17 protein-coding genes and 1 other RNA gene are annotated in these 22404 nt (G+C 40.8%); 13 read left to right on the plus strand and 5 right to left on the minus strand.

Annotation, left to right across the window (positions count from 1 at the left end; translation table 11 throughout):
- Window positions 1-2658, plus strand: a 2658-nt coding sequence (locus V7K32_RS21590; RefSeq protein ID WP_334995826.1) for a pentapeptide repeat-containing protein, incomplete at its 5' end; no start/stop codon positions are given.
- 23 nt (window positions 2659-2681) lie between these two features.
- Entirely contained in the window at window positions 2682-2873 is a 192-nt protein-coding gene (locus tag V7K32_RS21595; RefSeq protein ID WP_334995827.1) for a DUF2887 domain-containing protein, read from the plus strand.
- 62 nt (window positions 2874-2935) lie between these two features.
- Here the strand turns inward: V7K32_RS21595 and V7K32_RS21600 are convergent, their stop codons facing one another.
- Window positions 2936-4018 carry an MraY family glycosyltransferase gene (locus V7K32_RS21600; protein ID WP_334995828.1) on the minus strand — a complete coding sequence of 361 codons (1083 nt, stop codon included), beginning with the start codon at window positions 4016-4018 and terminating at the stop codon, window positions 2936-2938.
- Between the two features lie 158 nt (window positions 4019-4176).
- Between V7K32_RS21600 and groL the strand changes: the two genes are divergently transcribed.
- The 4 genes from groL (at window position 4177) to rnpB (ending at window position 8580) form a co-directional block, all read left to right on the plus strand.
- Window positions 4177-5862, plus strand: a complete 1686-nt coding sequence (gene groL / locus V7K32_RS21605; protein ID WP_334995829.1) for a chaperonin GroEL — start codon at window positions 4177-4179, stop codon at window positions 5860-5862.
- Between the two features lie 347 nt (window positions 5863-6209).
- Window positions 6210-7352: a magnesium/cobalt transporter CorA gene (gene corA / locus V7K32_RS21610; protein WP_334995830.1), complete on the plus strand. Its 1143-nt coding sequence runs from the start codon at window positions 6210-6212 to the stop codon at window positions 7350-7352.
- 66 nt (window positions 7353-7418) lie between these two features.
- Window positions 7419-8105: a hypothetical protein gene (locus tag V7K32_RS21615; RefSeq protein WP_334995831.1), complete on the plus strand. Its 687-nt coding sequence runs from the start codon at window positions 7419-7421 to the stop codon at window positions 8103-8105.
- 50 nt (window positions 8106-8155) lie between these two features.
- Window positions 8156-8580, plus strand: an RNA gene (rnpB, locus tag V7K32_RS21620) — RNase P RNA component class A.
- A 102-nt stretch (window positions 8581-8682) separates the two neighbouring features.
- Here rnpB and V7K32_RS21625 read toward each other — a convergent pair.
- A complete protein-coding gene (locus V7K32_RS21625; protein WP_334995832.1) occupies window positions 8683-8883 on the minus strand; it encodes a hypothetical protein in 201 nt (66 codons plus the stop codon).
- Window positions 8884-9157: 274 nt separating this feature from the next.
- Here V7K32_RS21625 and rnc point away from each other — a divergent pair, with 274 nt between their 5' ends.
- Both rnc and V7K32_RS21635 read left to right on the plus strand, forming a co-directional pair.
- The gene (rnc, locus tag V7K32_RS21630) at window positions 9158-9877 is read left to right on the plus strand and encodes a ribonuclease III (RefSeq protein ID WP_334995833.1); all 720 of its coding nucleotides are present in this window, start codon (window positions 9158-9160) and stop codon (window positions 9875-9877) included.
- 96 nt (window positions 9878-9973) lie between these two features.
- The gene (locus V7K32_RS21635) at window positions 9974-11035 is read left to right on the plus strand and encodes a Gfo/Idh/MocA family protein (RefSeq protein WP_334995834.1); all 1062 of its coding nucleotides are present in this window, start codon (window positions 9974-9976) and stop codon (window positions 11033-11035) included.
- A gap of 275 nt (window positions 11036-11310) precedes the next feature.
- On the opposite strand, the gene V7K32_RS21640 is transcribed toward V7K32_RS21635, so the two are convergent.
- Window positions 11311-12333 carry a calcium-binding protein gene (locus V7K32_RS21640; protein ID WP_334995835.1) on the minus strand — a complete coding sequence of 341 codons (1023 nt, stop codon included), beginning with the start codon at window positions 12331-12333 and terminating at the stop codon, window positions 11311-11313.
- 653 nt (window positions 12334-12986) lie between these two features.
- A complete protein-coding gene (locus tag V7K32_RS21645) occupies window positions 12987-15113 on the minus strand; it encodes an ATP-binding protein (protein ID WP_334995836.1) in 2127 nt (708 codons plus the stop codon).
- Window positions 15114-15409: 296 nt separating this feature from the next.
- Between V7K32_RS21645 and V7K32_RS21650 the strand changes: the two genes are divergently transcribed.
- From V7K32_RS21650 to V7K32_RS21665, 4 genes are all read left to right on the plus strand, one after another.
- Complete coding sequence (locus V7K32_RS21650; protein WP_334995837.1) at window positions 15410-16147, plus strand: RibD family protein; 738 nt, start codon at window positions 15410-15412, stop codon at window positions 16145-16147.
- A 96-nt stretch (window positions 16148-16243) separates the two neighbouring features.
- Complete coding sequence (locus V7K32_RS21655; RefSeq protein ID WP_334995838.1) at window positions 16244-17422, plus strand: GNAT family N-acetyltransferase; 1179 nt, start codon at window positions 16244-16246, stop codon at window positions 17420-17422.
- 600 nt (window positions 17423-18022) lie between these two features.
- Complete coding sequence (locus tag V7K32_RS21660; RefSeq protein ID WP_334995839.1) at window positions 18023-18433, plus strand: hypothetical protein; 411 nt, start codon at window positions 18023-18025, stop codon at window positions 18431-18433.
- Window positions 18434-18822: 389 nt separating this feature from the next.
- Window positions 18823-19206, plus strand: coding sequence for a DUF4346 domain-containing protein (locus V7K32_RS21665; RefSeq protein ID WP_334995840.1), 384 nt, complete (start codon window positions 18823-18825; stop codon window positions 19204-19206).
- A 66-nt stretch (window positions 19207-19272) separates the two neighbouring features.
- Here the strand turns inward: V7K32_RS21665 and psb32 are convergent, their stop codons facing one another.
- On the minus strand, window positions 19273-20010 hold the full coding sequence (gene psb32, locus V7K32_RS21670; protein WP_334995841.1) for a photosystem II repair protein Psb32: 738 nt from the start codon (window positions 20008-20010) through the stop codon (window positions 19273-19275).
- A 512-nt stretch (window positions 20011-20522) separates the two neighbouring features.
- Between psb32 and surE the strand changes: the two genes are divergently transcribed.
- Window positions 20523-21203, plus strand: coding sequence for a 5'/3'-nucleotidase SurE (surE, locus tag V7K32_RS21675; protein WP_334995842.1), 681 nt, complete (start codon window positions 20523-20525; stop codon window positions 21201-21203).
- The last annotated feature ends 1201 nt before the right edge of the window (window positions 21204-22404 follow it).

Here is a 22404-nt window from a genome sequence, read left to right on the forward strand (position 1 = left end):
AACCTGAGTGGTGCTGATCTTACAAAAGCTAACCTGACAGGATCTAACCTCACTAATGCTAACCTGAGTGGTGCTGATCTTACAAAAGCTAACCTAAGTGATACTGACCTCACTAATGCTAAACTAATTAATAATAACCTAAGTGATGTTGACCTGACAGGAGCTAACCTTACTAATACTATTATAAACAGTGCCAGCAAGGCATTTGAAGAATTTCTGGAAGCTGATCAAAAAATAGTGCTGGCAACTTCAGAGCTTGATGGTTACGAAACTACCCTTGAGAATATATGTAAAAAAATTCAAGAAGAATTTAAATTTGACTTTATTAGTATATCGTTAGTTATGCCAGAACAAAATACTATTGAAGCTGTGTATGGAACTGGCATTGCTAAAAAATGGGTGGATCAAGTAAGGCATCATATTGACGAAGAAAAAAATTTAAGAGATATTCAGGCGGATATTGTTAAAACTTGTCAAACTGAAATTATTGTTGGATGGGATAAGCGATTTGATTTGGGTGTCTACGATAGATTTAAGCATGATAGTGTTAGCCGTATTTTTACTCCTATTTTCTTAGTTGATGACGAAAATAATAAGTTAATGGATGACTGGTTTAAAAAATATAATTGGGAGAATAACTTTATTCAAAAGCAAGAAGATGGACATAGAGTTTTTCATATGGATAAATTGCCTGATAATATTTCACTGGAAGTGATTGGTACGTTAGAAGCAGGGTATGAAAAAAAAGATAAATCAATTACAGATCAACAGGTAATCTTGCTAGCAAAACTACTTGCTGAGGAAGCGTTGAGTATACGTCGAATAAGGTTAAATTATGTTTTAGAAACTATTGCTGAGAGTGCTAGAAAACTTTTTCATGCTGATCTAACTACACTCCACTTTTTATGGAATCCGCAACAAGAAGGAGGAAAATATACATATGAAATTTTTTCGGGGAATCCAGGTCCCACACCAGTAAACAAATTTTATCCTCGCCAAAGGGGATTGGGATGGCAAGCTATTACTGAACAAAAAGTAAAAGTAATATATTCTTCTCAAGAAGATGGAACTTTAAATCCTGAGTTTAGTGAGAAAGCTAGGGAAAGAGGATCAAGAGCTTATACTGCTATTCCATTATTAATTAATAGCGAAGATAAAGTTATACTACGTAGTATATCCACTATTAATGAAAAAGATAACGCTCAAAAAAACGAACAATTAAAGCCTCTTTTAGTAGGAGTGTTGTACGTGCATTATTGGGAAGAATCCCAATTTTCTAAAGAGCTAGTAGAACAACTACGAAAGTATTTTATTAATAAAGCTGTTGTTGCTATAAGAAATGTTATAAAATATCAAAAATTGCGTGAAAAAACTCGTCAGCTATCAGCTTTGCAATCTATTACACAATCTTTTAATGAGATAGGTAGTAAATTAGTAAGTTATATTGCCTGGAATACATTGAATGCTTTGGCAGCAGATGTTGTTGTTATTTATGAATATATCCAAGCAGAAAACAAGTTTCCATTTGCACCAACTTTTGCAGGTAAGTTTCTGGAAAATAAAAATATGGATACAGAAACTATTGATGATAATGCAGTACCCTGGTCACTAATCAAGGGTGAAAAAGACATTTATGCTTCTAAAATTTCTGATGAACCTATTCTAGAAAACTCATCATTTGTTAATCGAGAAAAAATTAAATCTGCTGCTGGTATATTGTTGAAAGCAAATAATGACCTGCTCGGAGTCATGTTTATTAACTATCGACGAATTCACAACTTTGTGGATGAAGAAAAGGAAATTATTAACTCTTTAGCATCTTCCGCTGCTACTGCCATTCACAATCAACGATGGTCAGAAACACGAGATAGTATTGAGCTAGGAATCATAACAAATCAGGAGGACATAAAACTAATTGTACAAAAAGCCGTACAAATCACAGGAGCCGATGTAGGAGAAATTACTATTTTTGATAAGAATAATAAAAAAATTATTACACAAGAGAATTATGCTAGTGATAACCAATTTGAAGTTTCTTATAGACACGAAAAAATAACTGAGAATGATGCTGCTTGGGTAAAAATGTATGAAAAACCACGATGTATTAGTGATGTGAATGATGTTGAAACTAAACTAAAGTATCAAGCATATTTTAATAATATTAATTCAGAACTAGGTGTATCTGTTTGGGATCAAAATAAAAGTCAACGCGGTCTACTAATTGTTGCAAGTCATCAAAAAGAAAAGTTTAATGAATCAGACAGACGAAAACTGGAAGATATTTCTAGTTTAGCATATATTGCTGTTCACTATGCAGAAACAGACAAAACTATTAGGGAGCAGACAATAGCTACTGTTGGTGATTTATGCAGGAAGTTATTAAGTCGGATTAATAATGATAAAGATACAACAAAAGTAGTTTTAAGTATATTAAAAGAACTTATTAGTCAGTTACATGAAAATAATGTAGAAGAAGAAAATCTAACTAGTTTAGAACATATTTTATTATCAAAGGAGCCTCCTGTAAAACAAATCATTAATGATTTGAATGAATCTAATGTAGAAGATAGTAAACAAAGAGGAAATATTTCCTTAGAACTAATTAGTAAAGAAGTTGATAAAACTTCCATTATGTTTTCACAATTATCTAGCTACTAGGAAAATTTTTATTAGTAAATAATATGCGTTTGCCCTGTCTTACTATTACTGATACTAGCAGTCAAACGATTTATTTTGTGGAGATTCAATTTCAAAAAGATAACGGATTTTACGCTCGTTTATTTTCAGAAATATTTCTCTATTTACGACTTGACGCACCTACCAAAGAAGGAGATTTAGTTGCTTGGTTGCAAGATAATTTAACTCAAGCTTGAATTTTTGATGGAGTGAATAAAACATCGTAGGGTTAGCATCGCAATGCCCACCCTACAAACAACTAAGGATGTTGACGTATCCTTTGCCAGATAGTAAAGCCCAAAAGAATGATAATACTACTAGCGGTAGCTGTGATCACAGCCCAACTCATACCTTGTATTCTCATCGCCAGCAGGTTGAAAACTAAGGTAATTGACCAAAGTGTAAATGCAGCATTGCGCTGGGAGAGTCCCCAAGCAAGTAAGCGATGGTGCAAGTGGTCTTTCCCAGGAGTACTCAGAGGGTTATTACCTGCTAGTAGCCGCCGTACAAATACTTGAGTGGTGTCTAGCACTGGTAACAACAAAAATAAAACCGTAGGAATTAGCGCATAAAGTGTGTTTTGTTGCAGTTTTCCTAAAATACTAGTTGCTGCCAGCACATAGCCAAAAAAGTATGCTCCAGCATCACCCATAATAATCCGTGACGGATGGAAGTTATGACGCAAAAAGCCTAGTGCTGCACCCCCCAAAGCTGCGAGTACCAAAATTGCCGCCGCCCGATTGTTAAATTGGGCTGCAACGCCCAACAAACTCATGGCGGTAATAAAGCTGATCCCTCCTGCCAACCCATCCATCCCATCCATTAAGTTGATGGCGTTGGTAATCCCTACTACCCATATTACTGTTAGCAAGATCGACAGCAGCGAGTCGATGGGGGTGCCAAACAACACTTTGACGCTGATACCATTAGCTACTAGCAATAGGGCTGTGATGATTTGCGCCCACAATCGAACGGAGGGCGGTAAACCGAACTGATCGTCGATAAAGCCCACAAGGACTAATATCGAACCCCCCAACAGAATAGTAAGCACCTGAGCCAATACATTTTGCAGTTCAATCGGTCGTAAAAGGCTAGCTAATACCAGCGCGGCAATTACACCCGCGTAGATAGCCAGCCCCCCTGCATTGGGTAAAGGTTCTCGGTTGAGCCTCCGGGCATTGGGTTGGTCAGCCCAACCTACCCGCAAGGCGAATTTGCGTACTGTCGGAATTAAACGCCACGTTACAATGCAAGCCAAGAGGAATGTAAATACTACCGCCAACCAGCCGGTGCCGCTAGGGTCGGCAATACCAAGGGACTTAAGGGAGTTGTCTAGATTCATCTCCCAATTCAAGCATTAGTGCCTGTATCTAATATGAGCATCACCTGTATATTAATCAATTTTTTTTATTTCCATTTGTAATTTGAGCCAATTGGGAGATTAGCACTCTTGGCTTGTGAGTGCTAAATTGTCTAATGGAAGCGCTGGAGAAATAAAACATGGCGAAAATTATTGCATTTGACGAGGAATCTCGGCGAGCTCTAGAAAGGGGTGTTAACGCCCTTGCCGATGCCGTAAAAATCACCTTGGGGCCTAAAGGTCGCAATGTCCTTTTAGAGAAAAAATTTGGCGCACCTCAAATTGTCAACGATGGTATCACTGTTGCCAAAGAAATTGAATTAGAAGATCCTTTGGAAAATACTGGTGCAAGACTCATCCAAGAAGTAGCCTCAAAAACTAAAGATGTTGCTGGGGATGGGACAACCACTGCCACAGTTTTGGCACAAGCCTTGATTCGGGAAGGTTTGAAGAACGTGGCGGCGGGTAGTAATCCAGTTAGCTTAAGACGCGGGATCGACAAAACTATTGAGGCACTGGTACTAGAAATTGCCAAAATAGCCAAGCCAGTAGAAGGTAGTGCGATCGCTCAAGTTGCAACTGTGTCTGCTGGTAATGATGAAGAAGTTGGCAATATGCTAGCCGAAGCAATGGAAAAAGTCACCAAAGATGGTGTAATAACTGTTGAAGAATCTAAATCTCTAACCACTGAACTAGAAGTAGTTGAGGGGATGCAGGTTGATAGGGGTTATATTTCTCCCTACTTTGTCACCAACAATGAGCGACAAATCGTCGAATTTGAAAACGCCCGAATCTTGGTGACTGATAAAAAAATCAGCAGCATCCAAGATTTAGTGCCGATTTTGGAAAAAGTCGCCCGTTCTGGTCAGCCTTTGCTGATCATCGCTGAAGATGTTGAAGGTGATGCTTTGGCAACTCTGGTGGTGAACAAAGCGCGGGGTGTACTAGCTGTAGCTGCAATTAAAGCACCTGGATTTGGCGATCGCCGCAAAGCTTTGTTAGAAGATATTGCTATTCTCACCGATGGACAGTTGATTTCCGAAGAAATCGGCTTAAGTCTAGATACCGCTGCTCTAGAAGCGTTGGGAACTGCCCGCAAAATCACCATTGACAAAGAAAGCACTACAATTGTCGCTGGCAGTACCACTAAGCCAGAAGTACAAAAACGGATTGCTCAAATTCGCAGACAGTTGGAAGAAACTGATTCCGACTACGATCAAGAAAAACTCCAAGAACGCATCGCCAAGCTTGCTGGCGGTGTGGCAGTGATTAAAGTGGGTGCGGCAACCGAAACCGAACTCAAAGACCGGAAACTGCGAATTGAAGACGCCCTCAACGCTACTAAAGCTGCTGTGGAAGAAGGTATTGTTCCTGGTGGTGGAACGACCCTAATTCACTTAGCTAAGAACATTGAAGCGATTAAAAAGACCTTACAAAATGACGAAGAAAGAATTGGGGCTGATATTGTCCAACGAGCGCTAGAAGCCCCCTTGCGCCAAATAGCAGACAACGCTGGTGCTGAAGGTTCTGTAATCGTCTCGAAAGTCCGCGATAGCGACATCAACATTGGCTACAACGCCGCTACTGGCGAATTTGAAGACTTGATCGCTGCTGGGATTATTGACCCTGCCAAAGTCGTGCGTTCAGCTTTGCAAAATGCTGGTTCCATTGCTGGTTTGGTCTTAACTACTGAAGCGATCGTTGTTGAAAAACCAGAGAAGAAATCTGCTGCTGCTGCCCCTGATATGGGCGGCATGGGTGGCATGGGTGGCATGGGTGGCATGGGCGGCATGGGCGGCATGGGTGGCATGGGCGGCATGTTCTAACTTCTGCTAACCCAGATAAGTATTTTTTAAACAGTTTGTCTTGCCAAGGCAAACTGTTTTTTATATCGAGTTATGATTCCCACAGTCATTGCACCCCACACGCCAGCCGCTCCACTTGGGGAAACCCCATCGGCTTTGCCGTCTCCCCTTGGGAGAAGACCGCGCAGGCTCCCCTTAATCCCCTCCCCGCTTGCGGGGAGGGGAGACAAAGCGCAGCTTTGGCGGGGTGGGGTTCTTCGGGTTTAATGCGTTTTAAGATTAATTTTTGTAAAATAATGTATAAATTATCCTTATATCCTTTGTTATTTCCAAATGACAAATGACCAATGACTATTAGGTAGTATTACATGGCACGAAAACTGCGCCGCGTTCCCAAAATCGTCACTAGGCTATATGAAGATGAGTTCCATCACGAACCAGGGACTTTACCAGGAACTATTATTATTGATGCAGATGCTCCGCCACCGATAATTTTCTTGATTGACTATAACCAAACCAATTTTATCCGCGAAGAAATAGCAACTCCAGAGGAGTGTGTTCCATATCTGGAGATGGAATCGATTTCTTGGGTAGACGTCCAAGGTTTGGGCAGTCAAGATATATTACAACGATTGGGTAACGTTTTTAAATTACATGCTTTAGTTTTAGAAGATGTAGTTAATGTACCGGAGCGTCCCAAAACAGAGGATTACGAAGACCAATTGTTATTCATTTCCAGGATGGTAGTACCAAAGGAAAGAACATGTGGTTTTTATAGCGAACAAGTAAGTTTAATATTGGGGAAACATTACTTACTCACAGTCCAAGAAGAACCACAACATGATTGCTTTGAAGGCGTGCGATCGCGGATTGAAAAAAATAAAGGTATCATCCGTAAACAGGGAGCGGATTATTTAGCTTACACTCTGTTAGATGCAATTATTGATGGTTTTTTCCCAGTCCTAGAGCTTTATGGGGAGCGAATCGAAGAGTTGGAAGAGGAGGTAATAGGCAGACCTACCCCACAAACACTCCAAAACATTTATCAAATTCGGCGAGAATTACTCCAATTACGTCGTGCTATCTGGCCACAGAGGGATGCAATTAATTCTTTGATTCGTGATGGCAGTGATTTAATTAGTGAAGAAGTGCGAATCTATCTACGAGATTGTTATGACCATACGGTACAAGTGATGGATATGGTGGAAACTTATCGAGAATTAGCATCGGGATTAATGGATGTCTACCTTTCGGCAGTCAGCAACAAAATGAATGAAATCATGAAGGTACTAACTGTGGTTTCGACAATCTTTATCCCCCTAACTTTTGTGGCCGGAATATATGGAATGAATTTTAATCCTGACAAATCGCCATATAATATGCCTGAGTTGAATTGGTATTGGGGCTACCCAGCTTGCTTGGCTCTGATGGGGGCGATCGCATTTGGTTTGCTATTCTTTTTCTGGCGCCGAGGCTGGCTGCAAAATTCTGTAACAATCAAGCGAAATTAAAAATTATACATGGATCATAGACTCAAGTATACATTACATTAGCACCGGGAGTTAATATTTTAAGTTATGAGGAGTAGCGACCAGAATTTAGTAGTTTTAACGATTTATATTATCGGTGTTTCCTATGTTTTTAACCGGATGGTTGAATCCATCGACGATCAAATTAAGTTTGAGTTTAAAAAAGGAATCGTTGATGAGCAACTCAAAGAACACAATCTCGACGATAAAGTTGGCATTTCCTTTAAACTTAAATCCTCATACCCAATTGACGAGTTGAAAGATTTATCGATTAGCATTGAAAACAAATCTGATAATATTGCTGTATATGTTGACTGGGACAACAGTTCTTTAGTCGTTGAACATAGCAAGCAATCGCGCCGGGTAATTAGAAAATCACCAGACTTAACCCGCGACTTAGCAGTACCCCAAAGTCCAAGCCTGATTGCCCCGAATAAAACACTTTCGGAAACGGTGACAGCAGAAGATGTTTTCCAACGCGATCAAGTAGCTGGAACCTATTCAGCAAAAAAACCACTAATTGATATCAACGGGCTGCAAAAAAAATTGTACAACGACTTTATTAACAGAAGAAAGGAGTTGGACTTTTCTCTGCAACTGGTGTTAAGGATATCTGAGGTCCGTTTAGGTCTAGCTCCAGGTCGTGATTTTCCTCCCATTAGCATTATCAATTGTCCTTTCACAGTCAGGAAACTACCTTGGACTTACGCTCTACCTTGGAATAAAAAAAAGTAATGCCATGTCAACATACTACGTCAACCAAAGATTACACTGGATCTAAGGAGAGAGTAGGCGCAGGCAGTTGCAGATCAGTCATAGTTACTGGTTTGAGGAAAGTCCGGACTCCCGAAAGACCAAACTTGCTGGATAACGTCCAGTGCGAGCGATCGTGAGGATAGTGCCACAGAAAGATACCGCCAAAACAGTTAGGAGTTAGAAGTTAGGAGTTAGGAATTATTAACTTTTAACTCATCACTCATAACTCTTAACTCAATTTGGTAAGGGTGCAAAGGTGCGGTAAGAGCGCACCAGCAGTATCGAGAGGTGCTGGCTCGGTAAACCCCGGTTGGGAGCAAGGCGATAGGAACTACGGTTGGTTTTTTACCAGTTCCGCTCAATGAGAGCCGCTAGAGGCGTTTGGTAACAAGCGTCCCAGATAGATAACTGCCCTCGCAAGAGAACAGAACCCGGCTTATGTCCTGCTCTCTCCCCCCTTTTTTAGTGGTGAACCATTCGATTTTAGATTTTGGATTTTGGATTGAATCTAAAATCCAAAATCCAAAATTGGCAGAGTCAAAAGTTATTTCATCATTTAGAGCATTCCCAATATCTCTAATGCTGTATCCAGATGCCATTTAACCAGATATAGTCCAAACAACTTCTCTTGACTGTACCGTGCTGGGTATTCTAGCTTCCTTCCCTCCATCGTCACCTTCAGCAATGCTGACTGCTGTGGTGTCGGTGTTCCCATAGCTTCTAGCGTTGCTTCTGGCGCTTGTACTTGAGAGAACATAGGAGATTTTAATCCTTAAGGGTAAACCTGAAAACTTTGGAAATCAACCAAGTAAGGAATTAACCGAACAATTGAATTTTCGTGTCACCAAAATAATGAAGGAAGAAGTGAAAGCTAAAGACGATCCTCCTGAGTTTTGCCGTCAAGCTATTCAAGAGAAGCTAGATAGAGAGAAGTAGCGAAAAGTTGTTAGAGTAATAGTCCAAGAACTTTAGAGGTATAAGATAGATAGCTAGCTAGTTGCCTCCCCCTGCCCCTTTGCCCTTGTCATGTAATGCCCCTTGCTTATCCACGCCGTCAACGGCAACTCGAAAGTTTAGTCCAAAAATTAGGTTTGTCGCTAGAAGCACCGATAAAGTGGGAACTGCTGGATTTAGCCCTAACTCATCCCACTGTCTCTGATTCGGCAAATTATGAACAGCTAGAGTTTGTTGGCGATGCAGTGGTACGCCTGGTGTCGGCTGTTGTGTTATGGGAAAATTATCCCGATTGTCCAGTAGGGGATTTTGCGGCAATTCGTTCGGTGTTGGTGAGCGATCGCATTCTCGCCCAATTGGCTAGAGTTTATGGTTTAGAGTTATACTTACTAGTCGCTGGTAGTGCTACAGCTGATAAAGTTGGTCAAGAGTCACGATTGGCAGATGCTTTTGAAGCAGTTCTCGGTGCGCTTTATTTAAGTACTCAAAATCTGGAACTGATCCGCTCTTGGCTAGATCCCCACTTCCAAGAACTAACGACAGAAATTCGCCTCGATCCTGCCAGACTTAATTACAAAGCTGCTCTCCAAGAATGGACTCAGGCACAATTTAAAGTTTTACCAGAATATCGGGTTGTGGAAGTCACTCAACCGCACCGAAATCAAGAACGTTTCGTAGCCCAAGTGTGGCTACACGGAAATAAGCTAGGAGAAGGTAAAGGGCGATCAATCAAAACTGCTGAACAAGCCGCAGCTAAAGTAGCCTTTTTAGCAATTCCTCAACCAGAAATACCCTAAACCAAAAATAGTGCTGATAAACTGATAACTCAATTGGTTGTCAGTGGTCATTTATCCCTAGTCCCTTGCATACTAATGACAAATGACAAATGACAAATGACAAACCAAATTAAAATTGCTGTTATCGGAGTTGGGCGTTGGGGAGTCCATTTGCTACGGAATTTCTTAGCAAATCCCCAAGTAGATGTAGTTGCTGTAGTAGACCCCCATCCAGAAAGATTAGCGGCGGTAAAGCATCAGTTTAATTTAGATGAAGATGTAGTATTAACAACGCAGTGGGAAGATTTAAAGAAAGTGCCAGGGTTGACAGGGGTGGCGATCGCAACTCCAGCTACCACCCACTATGCTTTAATTAAAGACGCTCTCCAACAGGGATATCATGTTTTAGCTGAAAAACCCTTAACTCTCGACCCAGCAGAATGCCGGGAACTTTGCCAGTTAGCAGAGCAGCATCATTTAATACTCATGGTTGACCACACTTATTTATTTCACCCAGCAGTTGAGCAAGGAAAAACTGTAGTACAAGGGGGTAAATTAGGTGATTTACGCTATGGCTACGCGACGCGCACCCATTTGGGGCCTGTCCGGCAAGATGTTGATGCACTATGGGACTTAGCGATTCACGATATTGCTATCTTTAACGCTTGGCTAGGTAAGATTCCTGTGAAAGTACAGGCAACGGGTACGGTATGGCTACAGGGATGCGGAGAGCAGGGATTAGCTGATCTAGTATGGATAACACTGACATACCCAGATGGCTTTCAAGCTTATATTCACTTGTGCTGGCTGAATCCTGATAAGCAGCGACGGCTGGGGATTGTCGGTAGCCTTGGTAGTTTGATTTTTGATGAAATGTTGCAATTATCACCTCTAACGCTGCTACATGGAGAGTTTGAACAGGAGGGTAATCAATTTATTCCGGTAAATCAAAGGCAGGTAGTGCTGGAATTAGAGCCAGGGGAACCATTGGGGCGAGTTTGCTCCACGTTTGTTGTCTCTGTTCTCAGCAATACTCCTTCAGAGGTATCGTCTGGTTGGGTAGGCACACAGTTAGTAGAAATTCTTGCTGCACTAACAGTATCTCTTCAGCAAGGCGGCAAGCCTGTTTTTCTTGCAACCTATCCCTCTTCTGTCACTCTCCGGGAAGGCGATTGCTAGAAGCCTCATGAGGCAATCAATGCAAGCTATACTATTAGAAAAAAATGTGTCTTGTATTTGTTATTAGAAAAGAATCGCGCGTAGGCGTAGCCCGTCGTAGACATCGCTTGCTATACAAAAGCTCTAGAATTCAGAAATGGTAAATGTTTTCCGAAAGTGACAGAAGAGGGATAGTGGTCTATCGCATTGATTTTGAGGGGCTGCGAGATCCCCGACTTCTTTAAGAAGTCGGGGATCTGACCACCACCATCTATCAAAACTTTTGGGACAGACTACTAGTTTTGCAGTACAAAATCTGATGCTGTGAGAGTTGGCGCACCAACCAAAGTCGCAAATAGACCCCCACTGCCAAAACCTGCGGCGCTGCCATTTTGGTTGTAGAACAATTGTCCACTCACAGCGTTGTAGACAATTTTCGCTGTGCTGCCTTGGACTAAATTAGTGACTTGAAAATCACTGGTATTACTAAAACCTGTCCCTACAGCAGAACCGATGGCACTAAAGGTAGTTTTATCCAGTACAATCTTGTCACCTTGGAAACTCTTAAAGTCACTAATGGTATCACTACCAATGGCAGAACTGACAAAAACAGCATCAGTATTGTAAAGAAATCTGTCAGCACCCGCACCGCCGACGAGAATATCATTGCCAGCACCACCGATGAGAGTATCATTACCAGTGCCACCCCTTAGCAGGTCATTGCCACCCTTACCATCGATTTTGTCATTACCATTGCTACCTACTAGACTATCGCTACCAGAAGTACCGTTTAGCACTTGGCCTTTGTTGCCGTTTTTACTGAGTTTCACATTATCTAGAAGCAACCCAATATTATCGTTTCCAGCATGATCAAAAACAAGTTTTCCACTTCCTGGTGAACTAATGATAAAGCTACGAGTAAACTCAGTAAATGGCTGAGAACTATTTAGAGTAAAAGTTTCTGTAAAGATACTCCCTAGCGATACAGTAACTGAGTTAATATCTCCTCTTTGGGAGCCTGCTAAAGAAAACTTCAATGTAACTTTGTCGCCAGCATTAAAGTTAAACGTTGTTTTAGATTCTAGTTTACCCGCACTAAAAGTACTACCGTCTAAATCCAGATATAGACCATTACTTGGCAGAAAATCATAAGAACCATTCCCAAGTAAATCTACACTACCCCTAGCAACATTCCAATTAGCAAGATTGAAATAATTTAAAACTCCTACTCCATTGTTTTCCGTATTAAAATTATCACTCAGTAAGAGACTAGAATCATTATCCAAAATAGTTACAACAGCAGATTTAATGGGTGTCATGTGGGCTAACTTTCCTTTGCTAATTTAAACGGGGGAGTAGAAGGTAAAGACGATTGTTAAAAACTCAAACATCTAGAGAGCCAAGGTAGAGATACTTGATAGCGATCGCATACAGCACTTCCGGCAGCTATGAGGTACATCCTCAAATCTGAAAGCTTTGATAGGAGAGGGCAAGGAGAAAAACTGTATTGCATAATAGCCGGAAGCGCTGTATCTCTAGAGACAAAACACGCAAAATGCAGACCATACTAGGGAATGGTCATAATAAATGTATTTTTATTCGGTAAAATCTTTAAAGATTTGACAATCTGACAGTACCAGCAATTTCAAATTAAAGCTAGTAATTATATGTAAAAGTTTCTTAATCTTGAAAGATACAATTTATGTCTTTATAGAGTGTGCCAGTTACTTTTATGATGTATTATTTAAGTTATGTTTATTGCTTTATATTAGCTATTTGCATCGCTATAAAAGCGAATTAGTGGGCGTAAATCAACTGTAAAATTGCTTTATTTGGGGCAATATTAACTTTTATTCTTAATCGAAAATAAGAAACAATTACTTGTTAGAGACGTAGCAGTGCTACGTCTCTAGAGCGGTTCTGGGTAACGCATATTAAATTTCTGGAGATGTCTATTGGAGCGCAGCGACGATTACCTCTCAAAAGCCCCATTCGCATAAACTTTTGTTTTAGGAAGACTTATCAAGAGAGTTTGCTGCGGCGAAAGACTAATCTCGTAAGTCTCGTTCCCAAGTAACACCTGGAACTTCGAGGACTTCTCTTTGTCTACATCTGCTTTTACAGATTTGTTAAGACTCAAGGAAGGACTTCTCCCAGACTCTTGTAGGCTAGGGTAGTGACTTGCTTTTACCGCATCATTCACAGAGGAAAATCCAAGATCGCCAACATTTTCTTCTTTCTTGGCAACAGGTAACAGCGAGATATCAATCAAAGGTAAGGTAATTTTCAGCGTCGTACCTTGATGAAGTCCCGCACTCTCAATAGTAATGCTGCCTCCCATGAGTTCGATTAAGTTTCGTGAAATTGCTAATCCTAGTCCAGTACCTTCAAACTGGCGGCTGGTTGTGCCATTCACCATCACAAAGGGGCGAAATAGTTTGTGCTGTTGAGTGGGATCAATTCCTATACCTGTATCTTTAACTATTACCACCACTTGAGATTTACCATTACTATATTGAATTTCTGTAGCAATGGTGATGCTTCCTGCGTCGGTGAATTTAGTGGCGTTGCCGATAACATTAATCAGCACTTGCTTCAATTTTGCGGCATCTGCCTTAATTGGTATAGCTTGAGGATCTAACTCGCATTTCAATTGCAAGCCCTTTTGTTGAACATTAACTGATTGTAAATTAATTACCTCTAGCAATATTTGTCGGAGGTCAAGAGGTGTAGTGACTACAGAAAGCTTACCTGCTTCGATTTTAGAAATGTCGAGTAAATCATTAATAATATTTAGCAAATGAATCGTTGTTTCATCGGCACGTTTAAGAAACTCCATTTCTTCTTCTCGGCTATCACATAAGCCATCTTCAACCAGGCGAATACAGTTAATAATAGTATGTAATGGGTTTCTCAATTCATGAGAAGTCGTAGCCAAAAACTGGCTTTTAATCTGGTTAGCGCTTTTTGCTTCTTTCCAAGCTATTTCCAGTTCTTCTGAGCCAGCTTTGAGCCGTTCTACCATTTGGTCTAATGCTTGGGCTAGTTGATTGAATTCTCTGATTTGAAAATTGTGCGGAACTGGTTGGGCGGCGTGGTGAGAGTGAATATTTAGAGCGTAGTCTCGCAATTCTTCTACAGGACGTGCCAAGTAAGGAGCTAGATATAAAGATGCTACCAAACTTGCACCAATCAGACCAACTGTCAAAACGATGAGAATTAGTTTGATTTCCTCTAAACCAAAAAGCGCATTATCAACACTAGTAACAGCTAAGACTATCCATTTTTGCTGCTGCTGTTGGGTAAGTGGATTTGCAATAGCCGTATAACCAGCGACTAATTCGTTTCCCTGTGTAAAAGACAAATTTATCGAATTATTTTGCCCCGCAATTGCATTTTTAATTATGCTCTTGAGTTGGGAAGCATTTGGGTGCTGATTAATATTAGTTCCCACCCAGTCTGTGAATGGGTGTGCCAAAATTGTGCCATCTTCAGCAATCACTACCATAGCGCCTGTGAGCGATCCCGGTGCATTTCTGGTTTGTTGGGACAATGCAGACTGAATATTTAAGCTGTATAAATTTTTTCGCCTATCAGAGACTGGTGCAGATAACACTACTTGCAATTGATTTTGTGCGTTTCTTTTTCCAGTTATTCCTGACTTTGGGGGGAAGATTGCCTTGACATCAATTCCATCACTAGGTAAAGGTAATTTCAATTCTCCTATTGCTTGATCCCCACAGCTACTAGCAACTATTTTCTGGCTTAACAGATTCGTTAATTGGATGCACTCAATACTGGGTGGAAGTTGTTGCTTTAGCTGCGTGAGAATTTCTTGCTCTTGTATAGGCGAATTTGACGGAATCAGCGTTGTTTTACTTACACTCAGCAAAGTAGCTCTTAAGATAGCGATCGCATCTCCAATTCTCTCCCCTTTACTGATAGCACTTTCTGTTAAATTTTGACGGGCAGTTCCCAATATGCTAGAGCGTGCCTTATTCAAGGCAACAATCTCGCCTATAAGTAAAACTGGAACGAACAGAAGCAGTATTCTCGTTACTAAAATTCGACGAAAAGAAGACTGGCGGTAATTAGTCATCGAGTGTCTCACTTTGCATCTGCAAACCACAACAGCAAAGATATGTAATTAGATGAGCTAGATGAGACATTTTATTAAAGTATCAGAATTTTATTTTCAATGTTTAAAATTAACAAATTGCTATGATTTAAAAAGAAACGTGGTATACCAAAACTAATATATGCTAGATTGAAAAGCAGTTTGTATTGGATATAAATACAGTGGTGAAGTCGTAAAATAGTAGGTTGCAGGCATCGATTTTTTTTTGATAATCTACACACTAGCAAAAAAAATATTCAAACTATCAAATCAATTTAATGTTGCAACATCGTCCTCACACTACAGTTGTTTTAGCAATGAGTGCAGATGGTAAGATAGCAGATTTTAGGCGATCGCCTGCTCGGTTTGGCTCAAAGGTGGATAAAGCACACTTAGAAAAACAAATCGCTGCTTCTGATGCGGTTTTATTCGGTGCTGGTACTCTTTGGGCTTACGGAACAACACTTACTATATCAGATCCAACTCTAGTGCAACTTCGGGCGCAAGAAGGGAAACCTCCGCAGCCAGTTTATATAGTGACTACACACTCTGCAAATCTCAATCCGGAAATTAAATTTTTTAAGCAACCAGTTAGACGCTGGCTAATCACGACAACAGCAGGAGAACTTTCATGGAAAGGACGTTTAAGGACGCTTCCCTCAATAGGAACTAAAGCACAAGAATCTCCTCCAGAATTTGAGCAAATTCTGGTTTTTGAAACACCAACGCGAGAAATAGACATTTGTGCAGCTTTAAAGCATCTAGCCACTCTACATATAACACGCTTGGCGGTTTTGGGTGGAGGTGAATTAGTCGCTTCCTTGCTGGGACTAGATTTAATTGATGAATTATGGCTGACTATCTGTCCGTTGATTTTAGGTGGTAATACCGCACCCACACCCGTGGATGGGAAAGGATTTTTACCCGATTTAGCTCCTAAGCTGCAACTGCTAGAAGTTCATGCAGTTGAGCAGGAAGTCTTTTTGCACTATCGCCTGCAACAACCAGCAGATTAGATTACGCTAAATAAGGGATTGGGGACTGGGGATTGGGTATTCATCCTTATCCTCCTACTCCCTAGTCCCTAGTCCCTAGTCCCCAGTCCCTAAAAAGTGGAACAACTTAAGCCTCGCTATTCTGTCGTTTGGACGAACAAAATTGCTGAAGTACCCCAAAATGCCTGGAATGCTTTGGCAATGCCACTCAAAACACCGTTTTTAGAATGGGAGTGGCTGAACAATATCGAAACCTCCCATAGTGCTACGGCTAAAGCTGGTTGGTTGCCGAATCACTTGACATTGTGGCGAGATAGAACGCTGATTGCTGCTGCGCCACTTTATCTCAAAGGACATAGTTCTGGTGAATTTATTTTCGATCATCAATGGGCAGAGTTAGCCTCCCGCATCGGAGTTCAATATTACCCAAAATTGCTGGGAATGACGCCATTTACTCCTGCCGAAGGCTATCGCTTCTTAATTGCCCCAGGAGAAGATGAAGACGAAATCACAGCGATGATGGTGCATGAAATTGACACTTTTTGCGCTAAAAATCGAATTTCTGGGTGTCATTTTCTCTACGTCGATCCCCAATGGCGGCCGATGCTGGAACGGCATGGTTTTACAACTTGGCTACACCACAGCTACGTCTGGGAAAATGCTGGCTTTAAAACTTTTGATGACTACTTGAAAGTTTTCAACGCCAATCAGCGCCGCAATATCAAGCGGGAACGCAAAGCTGTGGAAAAAGCAGGTTTGCGATTGCAACCCCTGACTGGTGATGAAATTCCTCAGTCTTTATTTCCCTTGATGCACCAATTTTATGCTGACACCTGTGATAAGTTTGGCTGGTGGGGTAGCAAGTATCTCACACGGAGGTTTTTTGAGCAGTTACACACCGATTATCGCCATCGAGTCTTGTTTTTTGCTGCATATAGCGAGCAAGATAGCTCTCATCCTTTAGGAATGTCCTTTTGTTTATTTAAAGATGACAAACTCTATGGACGCTATTGGGGGAGTTTTGAAGAAATAGATTGCTTACATTTTGATGCTTGCTATTATGCGCCGATTGAGTGGGCGATCGCTAACAATATCCAACTTTTTGATCCTGGCGCGGGCGGGCGTCACAAAAAACGGCGCGGTTTCCCCGCTATGCCCAATCATAGTTTGCACCGCTTTTACAATAATCGTTTAGCACAAATTTTACGTCCTTATATTAAGGAAGTGAATCAACTCGAACAGCAGGAGATTGAGGCAATTAATGCAGAGTTGCCGTTTAGTGAGAAAAATGATTGAGGAAAATGAACTACTTTTATAGCAGAGTTTGCCAAATAATTCAGTTTTACTCGGCAAACAAATGTTTACTTTCCTTTGATATAGAAAAGCTTAATTTCCGGGTGAATTTCTGCAAAATTATAGCCGCTTAAAACTTAACCGATAAGTATTGTTAAGTCAAGTGTCCCGCTTTACCTTGGTAGCCTAAATAACGATATTATGAACGTGATACTGAGTTCCGCCGTAAGGCTGTTTTTGAAAGAAAAGCTATGATGCCACCATTGATTCGGTTGTTTGCAATAGCATTGCACGAACTAAGTAGATCGGCGTTAAAAAATCAAGCTATGTGACGAAATGTAAAATCAGCGAACATCTGAGAAATTGATCATTATACAGTTTTTACAAAACTAAACATAAATGGGTTTTATCTGCCGACTTCCTTACAGCAGAATTCAGAAGTAAAACAGCCTTTATGCCTGAGTTTGAGACTTAGGATGTGTACTTCACGAAGTTAAAATACGCTGTAGGTCTATAAATGGCATATTCATGGTTGAATTTTCAACAAACACACAAAGGAGTTTCAGAATGAACAAATTGATATTTAGGGATGTAAAAATTTAGATGAAAACTATACGCTTTGTATCTATTCTTCTAACTGGAGCAACAGTTCTTAGCTTTGCAACTCCTGCCTCTGCTGATTCAATGTGTGATTTAATTGGAAAAATTGAAGCAGCCAACAACTTCACAGTGACCTTCGATAAAGTAGGTGGCAAGTTTAACGATTCGGGTAGTACAGACCCGCTGGCGCTGGGGACATTAAAAGCTGGGGAGACTTACCAAGTTCAATATTTTGGTGGCCAGTATATAACTCGTGGCTTTAACAAGGGAACAAACACTGTGATTAGTTTTTCTTATAGCAACGCAAGCCCCAACGAAGGACTAATTTCACTATGGGGTCGTCTATTTGCCTTCGATACAAGGGGAAATGTTTATGATCCTCAATATGGCATTGTGGGAACTCTGCACTTCTAGACTGCTCTCTCTTCGGGGGTAAGATATTCTATTAACTTCTACAGGACTTACGCAAAATAATGAAAAAACGAACCGCAAAGGACGCAAAGGACGCAAAGGAATAAGAGTTTCAGAGAGTTATTGCGTAAGTCCTATTCTAGTAGGTAATCGCGTGCGAACAGCAATTCTAAATTTAAGAATTTATCAGAGGTTGAGTTTAACTCAACCTCTTTCGGTTTGTGAGACTTAACGCTAAAATTCAGGTACTGATTCCTTGAATGTTAGCTATTCACAAGGTGATAATCTGCTCTCTGGTGGCGATGGCAATGATTATCTCTTTGCTTCTTGCTCTTACTGTAAGCCCTCTGCTAAGAGCTTACTCACTTTATTTAAAGGTTACTCTAATGCTTATGGATTTAATAGTTGAAAATTTAGCCGCAATTGATGATAAACTTTCACAGCGTCATATTGATCTTGATCCCGGTGGATATTTCATTATTTACTTGGATCGAGATGCCGGGTTAATTTATACCAAGCATTTTACAAATGTGATTGACGATCGCGGTTTAGCTGTCGATCCCGAAACGGGAAAGGTAATTCCGGCCCGACAAAAGGTAGAACGAACCCACACAACCGTTTTTAGTGCGAGGACAGCGAAAGAACTTTGCGTGAAGATTTTTGAAGAAACTCAACCCCCTCCTGTAACTCAATTAGATCATGCAGCTTATTTGGGTCGAGAATTTGTCAGGGCTGAGGTAGCTTTAGTTACAGGGCAAGAGTATGTTCAAGATTAAAGTTAAAAGTGAGGAGTTAAGAGTTAAAAACTCCTAACTCCTAACTCCTAACTCCTAACTCTCCCATTACCCATTAGATGATGGCTGATTTATCTGATAGATGTAATAAGTCGCCATTGGGATAACAGTGGCGGCAATTAACAATCCTACTACCCAAGCAGTAGCGTTACCTTGGTCAGTTTCGCCTGCTTTCTTGAAGGTGCCTTCTACCTGTACATTTTCAGTGATTTTTGGTGGGCCTGGATCGGCTTTGCCAGAGAGGACAGCGACAAGGCGATCGCTGGCATCTAGAAATGCCTGATTGTATTTGTTACCATTGCGTAACGGCACACTTACTGTTTCAGTAGCTATACTATCGGCAATAGAGTCAGTAAGCATTGGCTTGACTTCATCCCCAGTAATAATGGCAGTACCATTAGTAACCGTATCAATAACCAATAAGGTTTCATTAGCTTGGGCTTGTTTTGTGGGAAACCATTTTTTAAACAGTTCTTTGGTGAAGCTTTCTGGTGTTTCACCGTAATCGAGGCGGCGAACAGTAACAATTCTAACTTCCTTACCTGTTTGCTTTGCCAAATCCTCGAAAGCGCTGTTAATCTTACCTTCATTCAGACGGCTGATAACCTCACCTTGATCTAAAACCCAGTTGTTATTCCCTGCTGTGAGGTTGGGTATTTGATTCACACCTGTAGCAAAAACAGGTGCGGCAAACAGCGAGGCTGCTAAAATAACCGTCACCAAAGGGAGAATTAGCCGGATGAGGTGTTTTTGACTGTTAAATACTTGTTTGAGAAGCTGTTTCATCGTGTGATCCCTAAGACAGACTTGCACCAAAAATACTACAGAATCACTGCAAAAATCACCTCGTTCCCGATTTTCTTCAGTATAAAGTTTCTGTTACTGCCAGCAGATATATATTTTAGGGACTTCCAAGAAATAAATTATTCCAATAAACGAACCACTCCAGACACAGAGAACGCAGAGAGAAGAAATAGAGAGAGTTTTTGCGTCAGTTTTGGAACATTTTTTTATTTGTCAGTCCCTTACGGAATTTTTTGATTGCACAAACTTGTTCTGAGGGCGGTTGCAAGCATTAAATTGACAAGAAATACCGCCCATTTTGGGGATTAATCCAAAAACTTAGGGCGGTATTTGCAAACCATCTAGAAAGGAAGGATATCGTATAATCAATATTTTTGGCAGAATTAAGCATATTTTTTCATATCTGCAAGTAGCTTTTCCTGGTATACCCATTGATGGGTGATATCTGCATTTTTCGGACATTTTAGCTAAATTTATATCAATATAATATATACATGACCATAATTTTAACTAACGACGACGGCATTGATGCCCCCGGTATCCGAGCGCTGGTGAAAGCTGTAAACGGAAAAAATGCTATTATCGCGGCTCCTTGCGATCATCAGTCTGGCTGTGGACATCAAGTTACCACCACTCGTGCCATCAACCTTCAGCGACGTTCTCAGACTGAGTATGCGATCGCAGGCACTCCCGCAGATTGTGTGAGAATTGCAATAACACAAATTAGCGCAGATGTCAAATTTGTGCTTTCAGGGATCAACGCTGGGGGCAACTTAGGAGTCGATGTCTACATTTCTGGCACAGTGGCTGCGGTGCGGGAAGCTGCAATGCACGGTATTCCTGGAATTGCCATTTCTCAATATCGCAAAGCCAAGCAGAATTTTGATTGGGATATGGCTGCTAAATTCACAGTTGAAGTTTTAGCGGAGTTACTCAAGCGTCCCCTAGAACCGGGAAGCTTTTGGAATGTGAACTTGCCGCATCTGCAACCAGGAGAACCAGATCCGAATATGGTATTTTGTCAACCCTGTAACAGACCAATGCCAGTAAATTATCGAATTGAAGGCGATAATTTTTATTATGTAGGCGAATATGGCAAACGCGATCGCACTCCTGGGAGCGATGTAGATGTATGTTTTTCCGGCAATATTGCGGTAACTCAGTTAAGAGTTTGATGATTGAATCCAAAATCCAAAATTGCTATTAGTCATCTAACGCTTCAATTAAGCATATATTTCAAAACTTTGAAATCTGGTAAAGTTTCAGTAGCACTGAACACGTCGGCTGGAGGAGTTGATATTTCACTTGCTTGACACAAACCTAAGTATTCAGAACTACTGACAGTATAACTCTGACAGTTTTCTTAATCGAGCCATAACTCCAAACCGAGTTTTTCTTGGTACAATTACTTACATAAATTTATATCAAGGGTATAATTGAAGGTAATTTGCGGGTCGATTTGCGGATGAATAGACATAAATAGATTTGAGTATATACTCTAACGACATCTAGCGATCGCATAAGTGAAAATTGATTGATGTTAGAAACCTGTTACTACTCCAGATGCACTTAATGCCTCTGGAGTTTTTTTGGAAAAAGCGATGTCTACGACGGGCTGTTCGGTGTCGCAATTTTCTAAATCATCCAGATATGCCAAAACACGGCTGAATAGGGATGCATACTGAATTATTTATATCTAAACATGGGGCATCAGTTATTGATGTACCCCTCCTGCCAAATAACTCTTGCAAAACAGCCTCAGACGAACTGAGGCTGTTTTGCGTTATCTTCCCACAGAAAAGTTATTATAAGTGACGCATTGACAAAAAATGCCATTTATGTAGATTGCAGAAGCACAGTGGTTTATCCTCATAGACTTTTATCTATATTTGAGTGTATACCCTGATGACGTAGGATTCTCTGACGGTGAAAATTTGGTATAGGTAAATGCGTATCTTTCCTGGCTCCAGATTTGTCACAAAAATTTCTGGAGTTTTTTCATTATTTGGAGTTTAAAATTACCCATCTAATCTAAACTCCAGTGGATATTTTACTTTTATAGCAAAACGCTTTCAATCTTTCCTACTACCGATTGCTGTGTTAAATTGACTACCGTTTTCATGAAGTTAACCTCTTCAGTAGGACTTACGCATCAGGTACGAAATGTAGGGGCAATTCATGAATTGCCCCTACGGTAAATCAAGGCTTTCACTGCCTTGAAAGCGTAAGTCCTGTTCAGGTAGCAACCCCCATGAAGCGGCGTGTAGCCAGCCTTCCCCCCAAACCACCGGATTCCACCACTAGCAGCAAATATCCAGCTTGACTTAACTGCTGGACGCAGACTAAGGGACTTCCAACTAAAAAAATATCCCATCG

This window comes from Nostoc sp. (assembly GCF_036917635.1).
Taxonomy (GTDB): Bacteria; Cyanobacteriota; Cyanobacteriia; order Cyanobacteriales; family Nostocaceae; genus Nostoc.